This window comes from Pseudomonas sp. W2Oct36 (assembly GCF_041060465.1).
Classification (GTDB): Bacteria; Pseudomonadota; Gammaproteobacteria; order Pseudomonadales; family Pseudomonadaceae; genus Aquipseudomonas; species Aquipseudomonas graminis_B.
In genome coordinates this window covers 63,458-81,313 of sequence record NZ_JAUERW010000001.1, presented here as the reverse complement: position 1 = coordinate 81,313, position 17,856 = coordinate 63,458, and the positions used below count along the sequence as shown (strand labels likewise).

Below are 17,856 nucleotides of genomic sequence, written 5' to 3'. Positions count from 1 at the left end.
CGGCTACTCGAAGACTTGCTTGAACCGGCGCTCGGCCAGTTTGCTGCAACCCAGAATGATGATCAGATTCGCCAGCAGCAGAAGCATCGCGATGGCCGCACCGAGGGGCCAGTTGAGGGTGCCGAGGAACTCGTCGTACGCCGCCGTCGCCACCACTTTCAGGCGCCGCCCGCCGATGATCGCCGGGGTGGCGAAGGCCGAGGCAGCCAGGGCAAAGACGATGATCGAGCCGGACAGCACGCCGGGCATGATCTGCGGCAGGATGATCCGGCGGAACACCGTCAACCGCGACGCGCCAAGGGAAAGGCCCGCCCACTCCACTTGAAGGTCCAGCCGTTGCAGTGTGGCCCAGACGGCAATGACCATGAACGGCACCAGCACGTGGGTCAGGGCGATGACCACGCCCACCAGGGTAAACAGCATTTTCACCGGTTGGTCGGTGATGCCCACGGCTTGCAGGGCATCGTTGATCAGGCCGTTGTTGCCCAGCAGAATCGCCCAGCCCAGGGTCCGCACCACCACGGAAATCAGCAGCGGCCCCAACACCACCAGCAGGAACAGCGAACGCCAGCGCGGCGCCATGCGCGCAATGATGATGGTTTCCGGGATGCCCAGCAGCACGCACAGCACCGTGACTGCGAGGGCCATGCCGCCGGTGCGCAGGAATATCTCGTGGAAGTAGTCGTCCTTGAACACCTCCAGGTAATTGCCAAGGCTGTAGCTCGGCACCACGCCGTCGGTGTCGCTGAACAGGTTCAACGACAGCACGGCGGTCAGCAACAAGGGCGCCAGCAACAGCGCGATGAACACCAGCAATGCCGGGCCGCTCAGCAGCCACGGCGCCACGCCCACCCGTTCGGCGTCATACCTGGCCATGGGCGACCTCCCGGTCCAGCAGGCGCAGGTCGTCGTCGGACCAGTCCAGCCCGACCTCGCTGCCCTCCTCCGGCGGCGGTGTGCCGAGGTTGGGCAGGGTCATGTGCACCAGCCCCAGGCGACTTTCCACCGCCATCAACCACAGGTTGCCGAGAAACACCCGCAGCCTGACGCGTCCGGAAAACCGTCCGCTGCCCAGCGCCACCAAACGGATTTTTTCCGGACGGATGTAGACGTTGACGTCATTGCCCAGCGTGCGGTCTTCGTGGGGCACGTGCATCAGCGTGTCGTGGACCTGCACGTGGCAGCAGCGGTCGTTACGCAATTGCACCGCGCCAGCAAAGGCGTTGGTTTTGCCGAGGAACGCCGAAGCGAAGGGCGAATGCGGCCGCTCGTAGGCTTCGAACGGCGTGTCGATCTGCACGATGCGGCCCTTCTGCATCACCGCGATGCGGTCGCTCATGTTCATGGCTTCGACCTGATCGTGGGTGACCAGAATGGTGGTGATGCCCAGCTCGCGCTGAATCGCCCGCAATTCGATGTGCATCTCTTCGCGCAGCTTGGCGTCCAGGTTGGACATCGGCTCGTCGAGCAACAGCAGGTTCGGGCGGATCGCCAACGCGCGGGCGATCGCCACCCGCTGGCGCTGCCCGCCTGACAGGGCTTTCGGGTAACGCTCACCGAGGCCGGCGAGGCGTACCAGATCCAGCGCTTCATCGACGCGCTTGCCGCGCTCGGCCCTGGGCACGCCGCGCATCTCCAGGCCGAAGCTGATGTTCTGCGCCACGGTCATGTGCGGAAACAGCGCATAGCTCTGAAAGACGATGCCCAGCCCGCGCTGTTCGGGGCGCACGTGGGTAATGTCGCGGCCGTCCAGAACGATACGACCTTCCGTGGGCTGCACGAATCCGGCGATGGATTGCAGGGTGGTGGTCTTGCCGCACCCGGACGGGCCGAGCAAGGCGATGAACTCGCCGTGCCGGACTTCCAGGTTCAAACCGTCAATGGCCCTGAACGTGCCGTAGGTCTTGACGATGCCTTCGAGGGTGAGAAATGCCATGGGCGTGCCACGCAGGCGGACCTGCGTCTCCAGAAGGGTGCTGGGGAAGATCGGCGTGTACGTCGATCAGCGACTGTCGATCAGCGAGAGCAATCGGTGACGCTAGCGCTCGACGGTGCGGTTCCAGCGCGTGGTCCACTCGCTGCGCTGCGGGTTGATGGTTTCCCAATCGACCTTGATCAGCGCGTTGACCTTCTCCGGCCCGTACGGCATGCGCGCGGCGACATCATCCGGCAGCTTGACCGTCTGGTTCACCGGCGCGAAGCCGTTCTCCCGCGCCTGGATTTCCTGCACTTCAGGGGACAGCACGTACTGAATGAACGCCTGGGCGAGTTCGGATTGCGCGTTGGGGGTCACGCTGCACGCGGCGACCTGCAAGGCGATGCCGCCTTCCTTCGGGTAGATGAATTTGAGCGGAAAGCCGGTGCCCTGCAACGCCACGGCGCGACCGCTGCCGTACACCGCCATGACGATGTCGCCGTTCTGCATCATCCCGTCCATCTCGCCCGGCGCCGACACCCAAGCGAGCACGTTAGGACCGATTTCGTCCTTCAGCGCCTTGAAGCCGGGGTCGATGTTTTTCTCGCCGCCACCCCTCAGCCGGGCCATTTCCACCAGCGTGTGCAGGCCATAGGTGTTGGTCACCGGCGGCATGCCGAGCAGTTGTTTGAAGCGTGGGTCGGTGAGGTTTTCCCAAGAATCCGGTGCCGCCCAGCCGCGCTTCTTGAACGCCTCTTCGTTGTAGCCGATGCCGGTGGCCACCACGCCGATCCCCGTGGCTTCAGGGCTCAGCCGTGCCAGCGGATAGAGGTCCTTGTAGATCGGCGCATCGCTGAGCTTTTCGCACAGGCCCATCTGCAACGCCTGGTACATCGGGCCGTCGTCCATCATCGCGACGTTGATCTGCTGACGGCCTTTCTGCGCCTGGAGCTTGGCCAGGGTTTCCGTGGAGTTGCCGGCGACGTAGACGACTTTGACGTTGTGTTGTTTTTCGAAGGCGGGAATGACGCGGTTCTTGTACATCTGCTCGGTGGAGCCGCCGACGCCGGCCACGTACAGCGTGGTCTCGGCGAAGACGGGTGTGCTGCCAACGGCGGCAAGCGTCAGGGCAACGGCCATGGCACTGCGGTGGAAGGGACGAAACGGTCGTGCTGCTGAGGAAAGGTCGAGGCTATTCACAGACTATCTCCGAAGTGCATGGGGGCAGATCGAACAATGCGTCAGTCGCTTCGGTGTGAACCGAAGCCATGCATGCAGCGTGCATGCTCCCGGCGAATCCATCGCGGGGTGGCGCATCTTCATGTGCGCTATGGGTGGCTGGTTCGAGTATTGCGACGGGGCGTCCATATGGTCAAATACGGATATAGGCCTTAGTTATTCATATTTGATATGGAGCGCGACATGAACCTGAGACAGATCGAAGCCTTCCGCAGCGTCATGCGCCTGGGTTCCATGACCGCTGCCGCCGAGGTGCTGTTTACCTCGCAGCCCAACATCAGCCGGCTGATTGCCCAACTGGAACTCAGCACCGGGTTGACCCTGTTCAAGCGCGCCGGCGTCAGGCTGATGCCGACTCAGGAGGGTCAGGCCTTCTTTCAGGAAGTCGAGCGCGCCTACGTCGGGCTGGACAGCCTCAAGCTGTCGGCGAAGAACATCCGCAATCTGGGCACGGGCCGCTTGCGGGTGGCGGCAGTACCTTCCACCGGCATGAGCATGATGCCCCGGGTGCTCAAGGCGTTTACCGAGACGCGACCGGAGCTGACGGTGTCTCTGCACGTGAACTCCTCGCCCACCGTCGAGCAGTGGGTAAAGTCGCAGTTCTGTGATGTGGGGATTGTGGTGCACCCCGGCGATGTCGACAGTCAGCAGATCGAGTTGCTCAGCGAAGTGGCAGCGGTGTGCGTGTTGCCGGCGTCCCATCCCTTGGCAAGCCGAACGCAGATCACCTTCACCGATCTGGAGGGAGAGACCTTTGTGTCGCTGTGCCACGGCGACGGCACCCGGGCGCTGGTGGACGGTCTGTTCGAGCAGGCCGGCGTGGAGCGGGTCATGACCGTGGAGGCGCAGTACAGCGCCATCAATTGCGAGATGGTGGCGCTGGGCATGGGCATCACCCTCGCCCACCCGCTGGTGGCCCGGGATTATCGCCACCGCGATATCGTCATCCGCCCGTTTGTGCCGCAGATCCTCTTCCCCACCTACGTCATGTGGGCACCGGCCCAAGTGCGGACGAAATTGTCCGAAGAGTTCGTTGACACGCTGAAAGCGTTCTACCGGGACATCGTTTTTTAGGGCTGAAGGCGGCTGCATTGCGCGAGCGCCACTGCTCGGTGATGCGACACATGCAGCATGGTAGGACCGCATACCCCTAGTAGGACCGGCTTCAGCCGGGAAAAGGCCAGTGTGACCGACACATATTCAGCGGTGTGACATCCGCCGCCTTCCCGGCTAAAGCCAGTCCTACAGCACGACTGCATATCCCCAGTAGGACCGGCTTCAGCCGGGAAAAGGCCAATGTGAGCGGCACATATTCAGCGGTGTGACATCCGCCGCCTTCCCGGCTAAAGCCAGTCCTACAGGGTGACCGCATACCGATAGTGGGACCGGCTTCAGCCGGGAAGACGCCGGTGTGAGCACCCTCGAATGTGCGGGATGCCATCACAAAAAAGGCCGTGACGCACAACGGCGTCACGGCCTTTTCCACACGTCAATCAATCAATCCAGACGGAACGCGATCACGCTGTCGCCCAACGTGGTGCCGAGCGAGCCGTGCCCGCCGGCGGAGATGACGACGTACTGCTTGCCGTCGCTGCCCATGTAGGTCGAAGGCGTCGCCTGACCGCCCGCCGGCAGCTCCTTCTCCCAGAGCACGTCACCGGTGTTGATGTCGTACGCGCGGATGAAGTTGTCCGCCGTGGCGCCATGGAACACCACGCCCCCCGCCGTCACCAGCGGACCGCCGTGGGCGACCATGCCCATCGGGAGACCGATCGGGAAGCGGCCCGGCAGGAAGCTGGTTTTGAGGTTCTGGGTGGTGCCGGTGCGGCGCATCCACGCGGTTTTGCCGGTGGTCAGGTCCACCCCGACCATGCGGCCCCACGGCGGCGCAATGCACGGCACGCCCAGCGCCGAAGCGAACTGCTTGATCCGAATCGCGTAGTCGCCGTTGAAGTTCTCGTTCCAGTACGGCGTACCGTCCTGGGTGAACAGCCGCTTCTCGGCGGTTTCCGGGGTGCGCTTGATCAGGTGATAGGTGTAGGCCAGGCGTACTGGTGCGGCGATCAGAATCTGGCGATCCGGATCCACCGCCACCGAGCCCCAGTTGAACGCCCCGATGTTGCCGGGGAAGATCAACGAACCCTGCTCGGTGCTCGGCGTCCACGGGTTGCCGTCGTAGCGCAGCGTGTTGTAGGTCGTGCGGCAGGCCATCTGATCGAAGGGCGTCAGGCCCCACATCGATTTCTCGCTCAGGGGTTCCGGGATGAAGTTGATCTTCGACACCGGCTGGGTCGGCGCGAAATGCTCGCCTGGCACGCCGCCCTGGGTCGACACATTGACCTGATCGACCGGGACAATCGGTTCCCCGGTCAGGCGGTTGAGCACGAAAATATTGCCCACTTTGGTTGGCAACAGCAGCGCCGGTTGCTGGCTGCCCTCTTTGCCCACGTCCATCAGGGTCGGCTGCGACGGGTTATCGCGGTCCCACAGGTCGTTGTTCGAGGACTGGAATTTCCACTTGAACGCACCGGTGTTCAGGTCCAGCGCCACCAGCGTGTCTCGGAATTTTTCCGTGTTGCTGTTCGGGTCGCGGTTAATGCCCAGCTCGTCTGGCGAGGCATTGCCGAACGGCACGAACACCAAGCCGTTTTTCATGTCGGCGCTCAACGTGCCCCACGCCACGGGTGTGTCCTGCGGGTAGGTCTGTTCGGCGGCAATGGGCTGGGTCAAGTCCGGGTTGGCCGGGTCGAAGTTCCACACCAGCGTGCCGGTCACAGCGTTGTAGGCGCGGATCACACCCGACGGGTTGCCATCGTTGTAGCCGTTGTCCATCACCGAACCACCGACGATGATCAGATCACCGGCGATCAGCGGCGCAGCGGTCTGCATCAGCGCATGGGGACGGATCTCGCCCATGTTGGTGCTGAGATCGATCACCCCGTTGTCGCCGAAATCGCTGCACAGCGTGCCGGTGTCAGCGTCCAGCGCCACCAGTTTTGCGTCCGCGGTGGCCGTGATGATGCGCTTGGCGCACTGGCTCGATGGGGTGGCTGCAGCGGTTGCCGCCGGCGCGTAGTAGCTGACGCCACGGCAGGTCTGGTGCTGCTGCAGGTACGAACGGTTTTTCTCCGGCGCCCACTTCCAGCCCGGCTTGCCGGTTTCGGGGTTCAGCGCGTGCACTTCGTTGTGCGCCGTGCAGACGTACACCCGGTTGTTGACCTTCAACGGCGTGGCTTCGAAGGTGTACTCGCCGGCGTCTTTGGCGGCATCGCGCAGATCGCCGGTGTGGTATTCCCACGCCACGGTCAGCTTCTTCACGTTGCCGACATTGATCTGGTCAAGGCTGGAGAAACGCTGACCGCTGTTGGTGCCGCCATAGGCCACCCAGTCATTACCGGCTTCACCCGTGCTGCGGGTCGCCAGCGGGGTGTCGATCTTGCCGGCCACCGGGTAAGGGTCGTAGAACATCACCGCCAGCACGATCAGCATCATCACGCCGACGGTGCCGCCCAGAAACGGATGGAAGCGGCGGGTATCGCCCGGGTTCTGCGCCTTGTACAGCGGGCGCACCACCCACGGCAGCGCCAGCCACAGACCCAGCAGCGCGAACAGGTCGCCGCGCGGAATCCACTGCCATTTGTCGAAGCCGACCTCGTAGACGATCCAGATCAGAATCGCCCACATCAGCAGCGCATACACCGTCAGCGCCGACTGCTTTTTCAGGATCAGCAGCACCGCCGAGGCCAATACCGCGAGGGCGATCATCGAGTACGCCGCCGAGCCGCCGGCGGCCACCAGTTGCGCACCCATGTACAGCAGGGCAATGGCGAAAATCGCCATCACCGCCCCAGTCACTCTCAAGATCATTGTTGGTTTTCCGTGTTGGGGCCGGTGATGGCTCCCGAGTGGGAAGTGGGCGAAAGCGGGAGGTCCGAGCCGCCCGTTCGCAAGCGTTCCCGACCATACTAGCGCCCACACCCTGCGCCACAAAAACCTTTGTGCCCCCTTTCCGAATGTCTGACGCAGGGCTTTTAGCGTTAGGGGTGGTTGTGGGTGTTAAGGGATGACGGCGCTGGCGTGCTTATTAACTCATGAGAGAGGCGCACTTTTACAGCGCCCACGGTTCAGCGGTCGCCAGTATTTCTCCAGAGACTCCTGATCAGTTCACATTAAACTTTGGGCGCAGTCACTCACATAATGAGCGACACAGAAGTGCTATTAACCGCCAAAGATGACGGATATGTATCCGCAACTAAGGCGGCTATGCAGTCGTCTGAATGGTCGAGGATTCCTCAGCGCGGAGAGAGCTTACCAGCAACCTAAACCTAATAGCAATTAGGTTTTCGATAGGGCAATTAAAGCTATGGATTGCCTAGTTAATTGGCAATAATCATCTCGTTAATTCGTCTATAGGGTGATTTATTGCTGTAAATCAAGATTTTTGGTCTTCAGCTCAGCACTGCACCCTCTTCGGAAACCTTCCTGAACCAGCCTTTTCGATCACCGCTCGTCTAATTAAAAATTAATCTTGCAAACGCTGAACTAATCAGTAGATTCCGCAGACTTAACGTTCGCCCTGTTCTCACAGGGCGGGTTTGCGCGTTCATTTAATTTCCACACCCCATCAATCGAGAAACAATCGATGAATAGAACCATGCTGTCTGTGTGCAGCGTCGTGCTTTTCGGCGCCTGCAGTTTTGCTGCTGTTGCGGCGGACTCCACGTCCACTCAAAACGCAACTTCTGCAGAAACAATTCGCGCCCAAGTTGAGAAACAGCGCGACCAGCTTTCCGGCGTTGACAAGGTCGCCGTGCCAGCTACCCAGACTTCGTCCGCCGTGCTCGATGCGCCGGTCGACACCGGTGACGCGCCGGTACTGGTGCAAAAGCCATGACCGAACCACGCACCCCGCCGTCCGGCCACCGTCAGCAACCCGTGAGCGCATTCCCGATGTCAGCTTTAAAACACACCCTGGCCTTGAGCCTGTTGTCCCTTGGCGTGCTGCAAGCCAACCTGGCCCTGGCGGAGGTCACGCCGGCCACCGGCAACGCCGTCGAAGCCCGAGTCAGTTCGATCCTCGACAACATGAGCCAGTCCGAGAAGATCAACTTCACCCGCGTCAACGACGGCCACATGATCCCGTCTTTGCTCAAATGGGGCATCAAGGGCACCGTGGCCTACGACTCCTCCATGGGCGTGCACGTCAACAACGCCACATTCGGCGCGCAGTACCCGTCACAGTCCGCTCTCGCGGCGACCTGGAGCATCAACCGCGCCAAGGAATTCGGCCTGGCAATCGCCTACGAGACGCGGATCTCCGGTGGTCAGCAAATGCTCTCCCCGGGCGTTAACCTGTACCGCACGCCGTACAACGGGCGCTCGGCGGAATACGCCAGCGGCGAAGACCCGTTCATCGGCGCCGTACTGGCGCCGGCCGTGGTCAACGGCATTCAGGCACAGGGCATTCAGGCGAGCGGCAAGCACTACCTGGCCAACGAACAGGAAGCCAACCGTCAGGCGCTGAATGTCGTGGTGGACGAGCGCACCCTGCGTGAGCTGTATCTGCCGGGCTTTGAGTCGATGGTGAAGAACGCCAACGTCGCCTCGATCATGTGCGGTTTCAACAAGATCAATGGCGATTACGCCTGCGAAAACCATCACCTGATTACTGAAGTGCTCAAGGGTGAATGGGGCTATCAGGGCACCGTGATCAGCGACTTCAACGCGATCCATGACGCGTTCAAAGGCGCGTGGGCCGGCACCGACATCGACATGCCGTCGGGCCTGCAATTCACTGAAGCCAACCTGATGCCCTATGTCTGGAGCGGCCAGCTGAGCCAGAACGTCATCGACGACAAGGTCAAACGCAACCTGCGCGCCATTGTCAGCTATGACTTCCAGGAAAACCTCAACACCGCCAAGACCCTGGACCACCCCGAGTACGGCCAGCGCGCTTCGCTGAACACGGCGCGTGAGTCGATCGTGCTCCTGCGCAACGAGAACACCGCAGCGGGCAAACCGCTGCTGCCGCTGGCCCGAGACGCGAAGATCGCGGTCATCGGTGACTGGGCCTATCAGGCGCCGGCCTCGCCGTTTGGCACCGCGAACTCGCCGCCCAACAGCTACGTCACCGAGCTGAGCGGCCTGCAGCAATTGGCATCCAGCAGCGCCAACGTCACCTACCTGCCCGAGCTGAGCCTGAACCCCAAAGCCTCGGCCTGGTTTCAGCCCGCGGTGGGCAGTAATAACGTCAACAATGCCGGCGTAAAGGCGGAATACTTCGCCAACACCAGCTTCTCCGGCAGCCCGGCCGTGACCCGCGTCGAACCTGGCGTGAACCTCAACTGGACCACCGGCACCAACGAAACCAACGCCGGCACCACCGCGGTGTCCGGTTTCAGCCCGACCCCAGGCGCATTCTCGGCACGCTACACCGCCACCATCAAGCCGAGCGTTTCCGGCGCCCAGGTGTTCAAGGTGCGTGCGGACGGCCCGTACAAATTGTGGGTCAACGACGAGCTGGTGCTGCAGAGCGACGGCGCGCCGTACTCCGGCGACGTGGTCAACGCGCTGACAACGTCAGGCAAAACCGCCGCGCTGGTGGCCGGCAAGTCGTACTCGGTGAGGCTTGAGTACCAACGCATTCAGGGCAACTTCATCCCTGCGCTGGGTGGCGTGACCGGCGTGCAGATGAGCTGGGCCGCGCTGCGTCCGCCGAAGGACCTGTCCAAGTACGACGCGGTCGTAATCGCGACAGGCTCCAACTACGAGCACGAAGGCGAAGGCTCCGACCACGGTTTCGAACTGCCTGATCAGCAAGCAGAGTTGATCAGCTTCGTCACCAAGGCCAACCCCAACACCATCGTGGTCATGCACGGCGGCGGTTCGGCGGACATGCAGCCGTGGGCGAGCAAGGTCGGCGCATCGCTGCAAGCCTGGTTCCCGGGTCAGCAAGGCGGCCAGGCCCTGGCCGAGATTCTGTTCGGCAAGGTCAACCCGTCGGGCAAGCTGCCGATCACCATCGACAAGAAGATCGAGGACAACCCGAGCTACGCGTCGTACCCGGATCCGGCTGCCTACCGTGGCGACAACGCGCTGACCGAAATGACCTACAGCGAAGGCCTGTACATGGGTTATCGCGGTTATGACAAGAAGCACGCCAAGCCGCTGTATCCGTTCGGTTACGGCCTGTCCTACACCACGTTTGGTTACAGCGACCTGAAGCTGTCGACCAACGTCATGGCGCCGGGCAGCACGGTCGATGTCACCTTCAAAGTGACCAACACCGGTGACAAAGCGGGCTTCGAAGTGGCGCAGTTGTACGTTCACCCGAACAACCCGGCGGTCGACCGTCCCGAGAAAGAGCTGAAGGGCTTCACCAAGGTTTACCTGCAACCGGGTGAAAGCAAGACCGTGAGCATCCCGATCGATTCGCGCTCCCTGGCGTACTACGTCGAGAAGACCGACAGCTGGGATGTGGACGCCGGCAAGTTCAAGATCCTCGTAGGGCCTGATTCCGAAGACCTGCCGCTGGATCGCACCTTGATCACGCTGTTCCCGGAACACCTGACCACCCGCGACAGCAACCCGCTGCCGCTGCCGCTGCGCAAGGCAGTGCAGGTCAGCGCTTCGCAAACCTACTAAGTGGGTAAGCCGGTCGGATTTCTGATCGCGTCTTAAATCTTGGCTAAAACGGCCACTTCAAGCTCAGGGACGAGCTCGAAGGTCGGCTTTCAAACGGCGCAGGTAGCCCTCGAACACCGCCATCACGTCGACATCTTCCGGGGCCCTGAGCCACTGGATCTGCACACCGTCCATGACCGAGAAGATCTCCTGAGCGAGTGCCTTCACGTCGATGTCCGGCCGCACCTCCCCCGCCTCGATCAACGCCTGTAGATGCCCGCGCGCATGCTCGTGGGTGATGTGAAAGCGCGTCTTGTACCAGTCGAAGGCCGGATGCGCCTCTGACAGGCTTTCCGTATTGAGCACCATCGCCGCCTGACACTCGGCAGCGTCCTGGACGCTGAAACTCATGCTCATCCGCACGAATTTGATGAACCCCTCCAGCGTCATCTCCATGGTCAGTTCACTGAACCGCGACACCACTCGCTGATCTCGCCGCTCCAGCAGCGCATTGAGCAGCGCCTCCTTGTTCGGAAAATGATGCAGCAGGCCGACGGTGGTGATGCCGGCGAGCTGCGCGACATCTTTCATCGACGCACTGGAATAACCATTGCGGGCGAAGATCAGCGTCGCCGCGTCGAGCAAGGCGGCACGACGCATTTCACCCTTGGGTGCACGCCGCCGCTTCGGCGAGGCCATCTCGGGCGAGTCATTCCCTGATTCGTCGTCTGTCATAAGCCCTTGTCTCGCAGATTCAAATAAAGCCCGACCGAGCACGGCAACTGCCTGCTCACGCCACGGCCTGCGCGGCGCCCCGGCGCTGAAAAAACCGCCTGGCCGTCAGGGACGCGATTGTAATCGAAGTCACGGCAATCAATGCGTTACCGGTGAGCATGGCCGGGAACGCACCGGCCGCACCGAACAGGTGAATCCCGCCCAGCACGAACGGCACGGTCCCCAGCGTTGCCCGCAGCCAGGCGAACAGCGCCACCAGCCACGGCCGGCCCAGGGTCACAAACATCGCGATGGCGACGAAATCCAGCCCGATCAGCGCCCACAGCCCGCCGCCGATGTGGCAGAACGCTAAAAAGATCGCCCGCCCGGCGCCTTCCAGTTCGTAGGTGTCAGCCAGCGGAGTGGCCACCAGCAGCAGCACGGCCCAGACCAGCAGGCCATAGACGATCACCAGCCTGCGGCTGAACACGATGGCTGAGGCGACGCGAGCATCGCGATGGGCGCCGATGTTCTGCCCCAGCACCGGCGCCAGCGCGCTGGGCAGGGAGAAGAACACGCAGTAGGCAAACTGCATCACGCGGTCCATCACCGCCATGGCCGCCAGCGCCGAGGTGCCATAGGCGCCGATCGACGAGACCAGATAGGTGAGGCCCACGGGCGTCGCCAGGTTGCCGACCATGGCGGGCAAGCCGACCTGCATGACCTTGCGCGTGTGCAGGCGCAGCAGGCGCCAGCGGAGGGTAAACGGCATCCCCAGCCGCGCCCGCAGCCAGTAAATGCCCAGGCCCAGGGACACCAGCGCCGACAGCGCATAGGAAATCCCCGCGCCTTCGAGCCCGAGGCCAAAGCCGAAAATGAACAAGGGGTCGGCCAGCGCCAGGGTCGCCGCACCTGACAGTACGACCCACAGGGCGCGGCGGCTGTCGCCGGCGGTTCGCAGGATTTGCGCCGACATCTGCATGGCCGACTGCAACACGCTGAACGGCAGGGTCAGCCAGATGAAGACCCGCGCGGCGTCGTAGGTGCTGGCGTCCACGCCGAGCCAACGGGTCAGCGGAACCAGCAGCGCCAGTTGCAACGCCGCCGCTGCGCCCGACGCGATCACCACCATCACCATCAAGTGGGTGACCAGACGCGATGACGCCTTCGCGGCACGATGGCCGATCCGCTCCGACAGCACCGTTGCGGCGGCAATGATCAGCCCGCTGGACACTGCACTGTTGAGGAAGATCAACACCTTCGCCACCCCCGTCGCGGCGAGCAGCAACGGGTCGTGAAGCATCGAGACGTAGAGCAGCGTGAAGATGTCCACCAGGAACGCCGCGAGCAGGCTCAAGGCGCTGGTGCTCGACATCACCAACACGTGCCGGGCCACCGAGCCTTCGGTGAAAACAGCGCGCGGGTGAGTCATGAACACTCCAGAACTAAACAGTGGCCAGATGCGGCAGCGGATGTGATGGATGGAAGCGGCGCTGCCGGGACAGCGCGCGCACTTTATACGTTTGTGCCCAGCGCCGCCGTATTTCTCGACTCCAGCAGCGCGTGAAAGTCCGAGGTGGTCAGCGGGAGGCTGAGGAAATAGCCCTGCCCCTCCTCGCACTGCACTGACTTGAGCAATTGCAGATCCTCGGCGGTTTCGATGCCCTCGGCCGTAACCGTGAGTGACAGCGCCCGGCCCAGCCCGACGATGGCCTGCACGATGGAGCGATCGCCCTCGCTTTCGCTGAGGCGGGTCAGGAAGCTGCGGTCGATCTTCAGCCCGTCGAAGGGGAAGGTGCGCAAGTAACTCAACGACGAATACCCGGTGCCGAAGTCGTCCATGGCGATGCGCACCCCCAGCTGCTTGAGCGTCTGCATGACATCGAGCGCCCCGACGGCGTCATCGATCATCACCCCTTCGGTGATCTCCAGTTCGACCCGCGACGGCTCGATCCCGGTGGCCGTGAGGGCGGCCTGAATACGCGCCGGCAGGTTGCCGCGCTTGAATTCGGCCGGCGACAGGTTGATGGAAATGAACAGGTGCTTCGGCCAGCCCGCGGCTTCACTGCAGGCCTGGGCCATGACCCAGTCGCCGAGGGGGATGATCAGCCCGCTTTCCTCGGCGATGGGGATGAAGGTGTCCGGGGGAATCAGGCCGCGCTGGGGATGCTGCCAACGCACCAGCGCTTCGGCGCCGACCATTTCGCCGTCGGAAATACGGAAACGCGGCTGGAAATGCAGGCGCAGTTCATCGTGTTTGATGGCATAGCGCAGGTCACTCTCCAGCCGACGGCGCTCGATGATCTTCGCGTTCATGTCGCCTGCGTAAAACCGCCAGGTGCCTCGACCGCTGGCCTTGGCCTCGTACAGTGCGATGTCGGCGTACCGCAGCAGCTCGGCGGCCTCGCGCGCATCGGTGGGCGCCATGGCGACGCCGATGCTGGCGCTGACGAATATTTCCTGGTCGTCGATCTCCACCGGGCGTTCGATCGACTCGATCAGCCGTCGGCACAACGCCTCGACTTCGTCCTGGGTCTGGGGGTCGCTCAGGATCAGCACGAATTCGTCGCCGCCCACCCGCGCGACCAGATCGCCGTGGCGCACGCAATCGGACAGCCGACTGGACACGTCGTTGAGCACGCGGTCGCCGGCGGCGTGGCCGAGCAGGTCATTGACCGGTTTGAAGCGGTCCAGGTCAATGCTCAGCATCACCAGTGGCTGATCGAGGGTCGGCAACGCTTTCAGCTTGCCGTCCAGAAACTCCTGCAAGCGGACCCGATTGGGCAGCCCGGTCAGGGCGTCATGCTGGGAGAGAAACTCAATGCGCCGACGGGCTTCCACTTCTTCGGTGACATCGGTGGCCGTACCGCGGAATCCACCGACCGCCATCGACCGCGCTGACAGGCGACTGATGCGCTCGCGCCCGCAGGTCTCCAGGTAGCGGCACTGAATGGTGATGTCGGGGCGACGGTTGGGGATCGCCAGCCACTGCGACACCTGGCCGAGCTCGGTTTGCAGCAGATCGTCCATCGAGGCGCCGACCCACTGGGCGCGGTTCAGTCCGGTCACGATTTCAAAGCGGTCCGAAAGGTAAGTGAACCGCCCTGCGCTGTCGATTTCCCAGACCCAGTCCGAGCTGGCTTCCACCACATCGCGAAAGCGCGCTTCACTGGTGGCCAATGCGCTTTCACTTTTTTGCAGGGACGCGTAGCTGTCATCCAGGGAGCGCGCGGCGGCGGTCGCGCGACGCAGGATAGCCCAGGTCATCAGGCACACCAGCGCGGCGGCCAGACCGATCAGCGGCAGGCCGAGGGTCAGCAGGCGCAGGCCTGGCTTGGGGGGCGTCCAGTGCAGGGCGCCGGCAGTACCGCCTTCGCCCAGTGGAAAGATCGAGACTTGGTTGAGCTCGTCGGGCGTTGCAATGTGCAGGCCGTCTACGCCGTATTCCTTGCCCAGAACGGCCAGCTTGGCGTCGTCCAGCACGTCGACGAAGATCAGCACCGAAGGCGCCCGGCCATCGGCGGTCACACCCGGGTCGGTGCCAGGGGTGATAGCGGCTGCGGCAACCAGCGCGGGTGTGCCGTTCAGGTCGACGAAGGCGGTGACCGGCGTGCCTGTCTCGGCCCCTTCCCTGGCCTTGGCCAGCAGCCGGTCCTTGGCCTGTCCCAGCCACGGATCGGCATCGACCTTTTGCAGCTGTCCTGCGATCACCGCATACACCGTACGACCGGCGTCATTGATGACGAACAAACCCTTAAACCCGAAATCGCTGTACAGCGTAGGTCCGATGTTCTGGCGGACGAACGCCCACTCCGTGTCCACCTGCAAATGCAGGTAGCGGTAGGCATCGCCCCAGTAGGCGTAGTCCCTGACCGTGACGGACAGCGATTTTTGAAGAGAGCGCATTGCCTTCTCGGTGTAGAACGCGCTTTCGATCTCCTCGTTGTGATCGAGGTCATGGGCGAGGAAGGCCAGCAGATAGGCGGCCAGCAGAAAGACGCCTGCCAGCAGGAACACGAACTTGAACAACGAACCCCGCGCCAGGGCGACGGTCGAGGGGCTGGCGGGTTTGATGACATTGGGGATGGGCTGGTTTGACATGGCTTTCCGCAAGCTGAAGACCGGTGGGTCGCTTAGGTCTGTATCGGCGGCGCCGTGGCAATAATGAGCTGGACCTCAGCGCGCAGGCTGTCGTTGTCTTCGCTCAACACGGCCACACGCTGATTGGCCTGCGCCAGTTGCTCGTTGGCCTGTGACACCGCTTTCGCCAGGGATTTACTGTCCGCTTTTATAGCCACCAGTTGCTCTTGAAGCTGCTCACGGGCGCCGTCGGCTTTGGCGGTGGCCATCTGCGCGCTGCGAAGTTCTGTGGCGAGGCGCTGCGCCTGGTCTTGCTGATCGGACAACGCCCGGGCCTGTTGACGCATCTCCCCGAGCAAACGCTCGTTGTCGCGATTCAGGCGCGTGGATTCATCCTGCTTGACCACCAGCGTCTCCTGAAGCTTTCGCTGCTCCAGCTGGATCTGCTGAAGCTGCGCTTCGTGGCGACGCTGATCCTGCTCGCGCTGCTCCTTGATGGCCTCGCGGTAATGCTCCAGCGCGGCGCGGGCGTGCACATGCTTTTCTTCGAGGGACTGAATTTGCACGTCCTTGTCCTGCACGCGCCTTTCAAGGTCTTGGCACTGCTGGCTCAGACCGGCGTTGCGCGTCAGTTCCGACTGCCAGGAGGAGTGGGTGGTGTGCAACTGGGCGCCCTGTTCGGTCAGCGCGGCGTGTTGCGATTCGCACTGGTGCCGGGCTGACTTCAGCTCCAGCTCAAGGGCTTCCAGCCGGGTTTCCCATGCTGATCGTTGTTGATCGAACGCCGCCTGCGCCTGGGCAACGACCTGCGCACCCTCCTCCGTCAGCCGATCAAGCAGGCTTTCAACCAGCGCCTTCAGCTCCTCACTCATACGCTCCCGCGACGACACCTCGGCCGGCGCCTGGGCGTCCAGTTCCTTTAAGTACCGCGCAATCGTGGTTTTCGACCCGGTGTTACCCAGTTCCACCCGTACCGCGTCGATGCTGGGGTAGGCGCCCTTGCTCAGCAACGCCTGTCGTGCGCGCTCTACCACCGCCTTGTTAATGCCTCCGCGTGCCATGTCCGCTCCTACTATTTCGTACCGTGTTACGTAACACGTTATTACAGGCTACATTAGCAGCTAAAACCTTGTGTGGAAATGTTTCTGCCAGCAGCCGATAATAGTGCTTTATCGCTTTTCAGACGGGTGAAAGGCGATCCCAGCCAGCAAAGCGCCCGTGTCACGCCGCCGAGGGACGTATGGAAAAGGCAGATCGATACCTGTCAGCAGGCACCCGCGCCAATACGCGGCGGAGCTATCGCGCCGCGATCGAGCATTTCGAAGTGGTCTGGGGCGGTTACTTGCCCACCACAGGCGACGGCATCGTCCGCTACCTCGCCGAGTACGCTGACAAGCACGCCATCAGTACGCTGAAGCAGCGGCTGGCGGCGCTGGCCCAGTGGCACGTCACCCAGGGGTTTCCGGACCCGACCAAAACACCCACCGTGCGGCAACTGCTCAAGGGCATTCGCGTCGTCCACCCGGCGCAGGCCAAACAGGCGGCGCCGTTGCTGTTGCGTCACCTCGAGCAAGCGGTGGCATGGCTGGAGAATGAGGCGAACGCCGCCTGGGCACGGGGCGACCACAAGACACTGATGCGTCATCGTCGCTCCATCGCGCTGGTGCTGATCGGCTTCTGGCGAGGGTTTCGCGGCGACGAACTGGCCCGGCTGGACATCGGCAACACCCAGGCCCAGGCCGGCGAAGGCATCAGCTTTTATCTGCCGTACACCAAAGGCGACCGCCAGCATGAGGGCACCACCTTTCGCACCCCGGCGCTGAAGACCCTCTGCCCGGTCAATGCGTACATCAACTGGATCACCGTGGCCGGGCTGACCCAGGGGCCGGTGTTCCGCCGGATCGACCGCTGGGGCAACCTGTCCATGGACGCCATCAACGCCCACAGCCTGGTGCCGATGTTGCGGCGCATCTTTAAAGACGCCGGGCTGCCCGACGACCTCTACAGCAGTCACTCGATGCGCCGAGGATTTGCAACGTGGGCGTCAGGCAACGGCTGGGATATTAAAAGCCTGATGAATTACGTCGGCTGGAAGGACATTAAATCAGCGCTGCGTTATGTAGACCCGACCACCTCGTTTGGCGGCCTGGCATTGAAACCCGCTTTGAACACAGCGTTGCAACCTGCAGCGCTCGACAACAGCTGACAGGCGTGCATGTTTTAAACCTCACCACAGCGCGTGAACTGGCAACCTTGCAGTCAAGGCAGAAAAGTTTGCTGTTAGT

General features: G+C 62.6%; 12 protein-coding genes. 4 read left to right on the top strand and 8 right to left on the bottom strand.

Annotated features, from left to right (window positions below):
- Positions 1-3: 3 nt before the first annotated feature.
- The 3 genes from QWI18_RS00295 to QWI18_RS00285 all read right to left on the bottom strand — a co-directional run bounded on the left by QWI18_RS00295 (position 4) and on the right by QWI18_RS00285 (position 3,115).
- Positions 4-876: an ABC transporter permease gene (locus tag QWI18_RS00295; protein ID WP_369317869.1), complete on the bottom strand. Its 873-nt coding sequence runs from the start codon at positions 874-876 to the stop codon at positions 4-6.
- A complete protein-coding gene (locus QWI18_RS00290; RefSeq protein ID WP_369317868.1) occupies positions 863-1,936 on the bottom strand; it encodes an ABC transporter ATP-binding protein in 1,074 nt (357 codons plus the stop codon). Before QWI18_RS00290 ends, QWI18_RS00295 begins: the two co-directional genes overlap by 14 nt.
- A 102-nt stretch (positions 1,937-2,038) precedes the next feature.
- Entirely contained in the window at positions 2,039-3,115 is a 1,077-nt protein-coding gene (locus tag QWI18_RS00285; protein ID WP_342214613.1) for an ABC transporter substrate-binding protein, read from the bottom strand.
- Between the two features lie 222 nt (positions 3,116-3,337).
- Here QWI18_RS00285 and QWI18_RS00280 point away from each other — a divergent pair, with 222 nt between their 5' ends.
- Entirely contained in the window at positions 3,338-4,228 is an 891-nt protein-coding gene (locus QWI18_RS00280; RefSeq protein WP_065990796.1) for a LysR substrate-binding domain-containing protein, read from the top strand.
- Positions 4,229-4,651: 423 nt separating this feature from the next.
- Here QWI18_RS00280 and QWI18_RS00275 read toward each other — a convergent pair whose 3' ends face one another.
- Positions 4,652-7,021: a membrane-bound PQQ-dependent dehydrogenase, glucose/quinate/shikimate family gene (locus QWI18_RS00275; RefSeq protein WP_369317867.1), complete on the bottom strand. Its 2,370-nt coding sequence runs from the start codon at positions 7,019-7,021 to the stop codon at positions 4,652-4,654.
- Between the two features lie 787 nt (positions 7,022-7,808).
- Between QWI18_RS00275 and QWI18_RS00270 the strand changes: the two genes are divergently transcribed.
- Complete coding sequence (locus tag QWI18_RS00270) at positions 7,809-8,048, top strand: hypothetical protein (RefSeq protein WP_065990791.1); 240 nt, start codon at positions 7,809-7,811, stop codon at positions 8,046-8,048.
- Between the two features lie 56 nt (positions 8,049-8,104).
- Positions 8,105-10,798 (top strand): glycoside hydrolase family 3 C-terminal domain-containing protein, encoded by a 2,694-nt coding sequence (locus tag QWI18_RS00265; RefSeq protein WP_369318158.1) that lies wholly within the window; start codon positions 8,105-8,107, stop codon positions 10,796-10,798.
- Between the two features lie 63 nt (positions 10,799-10,861).
- Here QWI18_RS00265 and QWI18_RS00260 read toward each other — a convergent pair whose 3' ends face one another.
- The 4 genes from QWI18_RS00260 to QWI18_RS00245 form a co-directional block, all read right to left on the bottom strand.
- Positions 10,862-11,512, bottom strand: a complete 651-nt coding sequence (locus QWI18_RS00260; RefSeq protein WP_369317866.1) for a TetR/AcrR family transcriptional regulator — start codon at positions 11,510-11,512, stop codon at positions 10,862-10,864.
- A gap of 55 nt (positions 11,513-11,567) precedes the next feature.
- Positions 11,568-12,923 carry an MATE family efflux transporter gene (locus QWI18_RS00255; RefSeq protein ID WP_369317865.1) on the bottom strand — a complete coding sequence of 452 codons (1,356 nt, stop codon included), beginning with the start codon at positions 12,921-12,923 and terminating at the stop codon, positions 11,568-11,570.
- Between the two features lie 83 nt (positions 12,924-13,006).
- Entirely contained in the window at positions 13,007-15,592 is a 2,586-nt protein-coding gene (locus QWI18_RS00250; RefSeq protein WP_369317864.1) for an EAL domain-containing protein, read from the bottom strand.
- 32 nt (positions 15,593-15,624) lie between these two features.
- Positions 15,625-16,632 carry a DNA-binding protein gene (locus QWI18_RS00245; RefSeq protein WP_369317863.1) on the bottom strand — a complete coding sequence of 336 codons (1,008 nt, stop codon included), beginning with the start codon at positions 16,630-16,632 and terminating at the stop codon, positions 15,625-15,627.
- 179 nt (positions 16,633-16,811) lie between these two features.
- On the opposite strand from QWI18_RS00245, the gene QWI18_RS00240 reads away from it, so the two are divergent.
- On the top strand, positions 16,812-17,777 hold the full coding sequence (locus QWI18_RS00240; RefSeq protein ID WP_369317862.1) for a tyrosine-type recombinase/integrase: 966 nt from the start codon (positions 16,812-16,814) through the stop codon (positions 17,775-17,777).
- Positions 17,778-17,856 lie beyond the last annotated feature (79 nt).

What these genes read in the sequence shown, in the direction of transcription:
- QWI18_RS00295 (WP_369317869.1), bottom strand. Translation starts at nt 876, where the DNA reads ATGGCCAGGTATGACGCCGAACGGGTGGGCGTGGCGCCGTGGCTGCTG.
- QWI18_RS00290 (WP_369317868.1), bottom strand. Translation starts at nt 1,936, where the DNA reads ATGGCATTTCTCACCCTCGAAGGCATCGTCAAGACCTACGGCACGTTC.
- QWI18_RS00280 (WP_065990796.1), top strand. Translation starts at nt 3,338, where the DNA reads ATGAACCTGAGACAGATCGAAGCCTTCCGCAGCGTCATGCGCCTGGGT.
- QWI18_RS00275 (WP_369317867.1), bottom strand. Translation starts at nt 7,021, where the DNA reads ATGATCTTGAGAGTGACTGGGGCGGTGATGGCGATTTTCGCCATTGCC.
- QWI18_RS00270 (WP_065990791.1), top strand. Translation starts at nt 7,809, where the DNA reads ATGCTGTCTGTGTGCAGCGTCGTGCTTTTCGGCGCCTGCAGTTTTGCT.
- QWI18_RS00265 (WP_369318158.1), top strand. Translation starts at nt 8,105, where the DNA reads ATGTCAGCTTTAAAACACACCCTGGCCTTGAGCCTGTTGTCCCTTGGC.
- QWI18_RS00260 (WP_369317866.1), bottom strand. Translation starts at nt 11,512, where the DNA reads ATGACAGACGACGAATCAGGGAATGACTCGCCCGAGATGGCCTCGCCG.
- QWI18_RS00255 (WP_369317865.1), bottom strand. Translation starts at nt 12,923, where the DNA reads ATGACTCACCCGCGCGCTGTTTTCACCGAAGGCTCGGTGGCCCGGCAC.
- QWI18_RS00250 (WP_369317864.1), bottom strand. Translation starts at nt 15,592, where the DNA reads ATGTCAAACCAGCCCATCCCCAATGTCATCAAACCCGCCAGCCCCTCG.
- QWI18_RS00245 (WP_369317863.1), bottom strand. Translation starts at nt 16,632, where the DNA reads ATGGCACGCGGAGGCATTAACAAGGCGGTGGTAGAGCGCGCACGACAG.
- QWI18_RS00240 (WP_369317862.1), top strand. Translation starts at nt 16,812, where the DNA reads ATGGAAAAGGCAGATCGATACCTGTCAGCAGGCACCCGCGCCAATACG.